A 2,533-nucleotide genomic window follows, 5' to 3' on the forward strand; every position below is an offset into this window, starting at 1 on the left:
GCCAACATAGCTCAGCTGGTAGAGCAGCGGTCTCGTAAACCGCAGGTCAGGGGTTCGAATCCCCTTGTTGGCTCCAAAAAGTCGGGGTGTAGCGCAGCTTGGTAGCGCGTCTCGTTCGGGACGAGAAGGTCGCAGGTTCAAATCCTGTCACCCCGACCATTTTTTAATAGGCCACGCAATTTCAACCGGCAAAAAGGTCTGGTGGTTTGTGCAAGTGCATGAGATTTTTTTATTTTTATGAAAATGCTCACATATGGCCCATTAAAATGCAATCAACGAAAGAGGTAAGGCAATGAATATACCCAATATATTGACGGCTATAAGGTTTTGCCTGATTCCGGTTTTCATATACGTGTTTTACAACCCGGAAATAGAGAACAACGTGTTATGGGGGATTGTGGTTTTTATTGCGGCCGGGGCGACAGACCTATTGGATGGATACATTGCCAGGAAATACGACCTCATTACCAAATGGGGAAAATTGATGGATCCGTTGGCTGATAAGCTCATGTTGCTCACCGTGCTTATCTCGCTGTACGTCAAAGGCATTATCCCTGCGCCCGTAATATTGATCGTATTTATCAAGGAATTTCTTATGATCGTTGGAGCTGCTTTTCTTTATAAAAATCGCAATGTAGTGGTGGAAGCAAATTTTTTTGGTAAAGCAGCTACGGCTTCATTTTATGTGGCGGTGATTACTACTGTGCTCAAGTTTCAGTATAGTAATGTCTTGCTGTACATAGCCGTAGTTTTGACTCTCATAGCTCTGGTGCAGTATGGCTACAGGGCATTCAAAAGGAATCCATCAAAATGAATGTGCTAAATTTTGGATAAGAAAAAAGGGCTGGACATACCGTTCAGCCCCTTTAAATTTAAAAACGCGAAAGCCCATTTATCGATGGAGAGATGCAGGCAGCCTTTAAAACGAAATTTTGTATTAGCAGAAATGTTTGAATTGAGGCAGCCAATCCTTGTTCACTTCGAACATTTCTCTGACCATTTGTTTGATTTCTGCCAAGCTGAGTACCGCCGACGTTAAGGGGTCATAATAGATGGCCTGGTATATCTTGTTGGGATCTCCGGTCAAAGCCCCTTCCACCGCCAGCTCCTCGCACATGGCATTTACGTAATTAAGGATTGCCAGTTGGGGCGGCAAAGGCCCTACGTGTATTGGTTCAAATCCGTATTTGGATGCCAGCACCGGTACCTCAACGCAGCACCCTTCAGGTAGATTATCGATGAGGCCAAAGTTTCTCACGTTACCGTTGAACTTGTACATGGTCCCATCGCCGATGACGGCGTTCAGAATACCTGCTGCGTATTCATTTCCGCGATTCAAATTAATAGTATCCCGCTCCAGCCATTTTTTGATGTCATCTCTCCAGGTATCCTCACGCTTTAAGTATTCTTTGAGTATAAAGGCATATTCTCCGGGATTCCATCCCGTACCATGGGTGCAATATTTTTCTATGAGGTCGGGCCTCTTTCTAAACCATGCATTGTATTCTGAGTTGTGTCCGCTGGATTCGGTGACATAATAGCCGAGGTGTAAAAACATCTCGTTGCGGACCTGCTCCTGGTTGTAAATTTCGGGGCGCTGGACCGCTTCGCGAATGAGGGGATAGGCATCTTTTCCGTTCCACTTGAATTCCAAGAACCAGGCTTGATGGTTTATGCCAGCGCACACATATGTGATTTCTTCCATAGGGGCTCCTATCCACGATGCTAACATTGCAGCCGTACCTTGAACGCTGTGGCACAAGCCCGTTACCTTTACTTTAGTCTCGCCCTGCATGGCCCGGCACAACATGGCCATGGGGTTGGTGTAGTTGAGCATTATGGCATCGGGGCAGTAGCGCTCAATGTCCCTGCATATATCCAGCATCACGGGTATAGTTCTAAGTGCTCTGAAGATGCCTGCCGGCCCACGGGTGTCTCCTACGTTTATATCCACGCCGTACTTCTTGGGTATCTCAATGTCATGGCGCCATACATGCACTCCGCCCACCAGAATTGTGCATATAACTCCGTCGGCATCCTTCAACGCTTCTGCCCTGTTGGTGGTGGCTATGACTTTGGCTGGGTAGTTGCCTGCTTCGATGATCTTGTCAACCGCCTTTTTTATGTAGCCTAAGCGCTCTTCATCGATGTCCATGAGGGCAATGGTACAATCCTGCAGTGCAGGGTATGTGAGCATGTCCCGCACTAGGCTCCTGGTAAACTCAAAGCTGCCAGCGCCTATAAAGGCAATTTTTTTAGACATTGTCGGTGACCCCCCTTTAAATTTGATGTTAAAACTATACTTTTAAAACTATACTTTAATTATAAAGAGTTGCACCGTATTTTTCTATATAGTAGTGTGATATTTAAGCCGAAATTTTTAAGATATTGTGACTTCATGGGGATGGCGGATTGTCAGTAGTCTGGCAGGGTGTTCCTGTTCTAGCGATATTATGATAGCAGCTTGTTTACATCTTTTTACTTATGTTATAATTTACCCAAACAAGTAGCACGTAACAATGCCATGGAGATG

At 45.5% G+C, this 2,533-nt stretch carries 2 protein-coding genes and 2 tRNA genes; 3 read left to right on the top strand and 1 reads right to left on the bottom strand.

Features of this window, described 5'->3' with window-relative positions:
• From FWJ59_RS09280 to pgsA, 3 genes are all read left to right on the top strand, one after another.
• A tRNA-Thr gene (locus FWJ59_RS09280) sits at positions 1 to 76 on the top strand.
• A 6-nt stretch (positions 77 to 82) separates the two neighbouring features.
• A tRNA-Pro gene (locus FWJ59_RS09285) sits at positions 83 to 159 on the top strand.
• Positions 160 to 292: 133 nt separating this feature from the next.
• Positions 293 to 814, top strand: a complete 522-nt coding sequence (gene pgsA, locus FWJ59_RS09290) for a CDP-diacylglycerol--glycerol-3-phosphate 3-phosphatidyltransferase (RefSeq protein WP_414481654.1) — start codon at positions 293 to 295, stop codon at positions 812 to 814.
• Between the two features lie 123 nt (positions 815 to 937).
• Here pgsA and melA read toward each other — a convergent pair whose 3' ends face one another.
• Positions 938 to 2,263, bottom strand: coding sequence for an alpha-galactosidase (gene melA, locus FWJ59_RS09295; protein WP_414481655.1), 1,326 nt, complete (start codon positions 2,261 to 2,263; stop codon positions 938 to 940).
• Positions 2,264 to 2,533 lie beyond the last annotated feature (270 nt).

This window comes from Caldicoprobacter sp. (assembly GCF_047459465.1).
Classification (GTDB): Bacteria; Bacillota; Clostridia; order Caldicoprobacterales; family Caldicoprobacteraceae; genus Caldicoprobacter.

Excerpts from the sequence above, each read along its gene's own strand:
- pgsA (WP_414481654.1), top strand. The coding sequence starts at position 293 with ATGAATATACCCAATATATTGACGGCTATAAGGTTTTGCCTGATTCCG.
- melA (WP_414481655.1), bottom strand. The coding sequence starts at position 2,263 with ATGTCTAAAAAAATTGCCTTTATAGGCGCTGGCAGCTTTGAGTTTACC.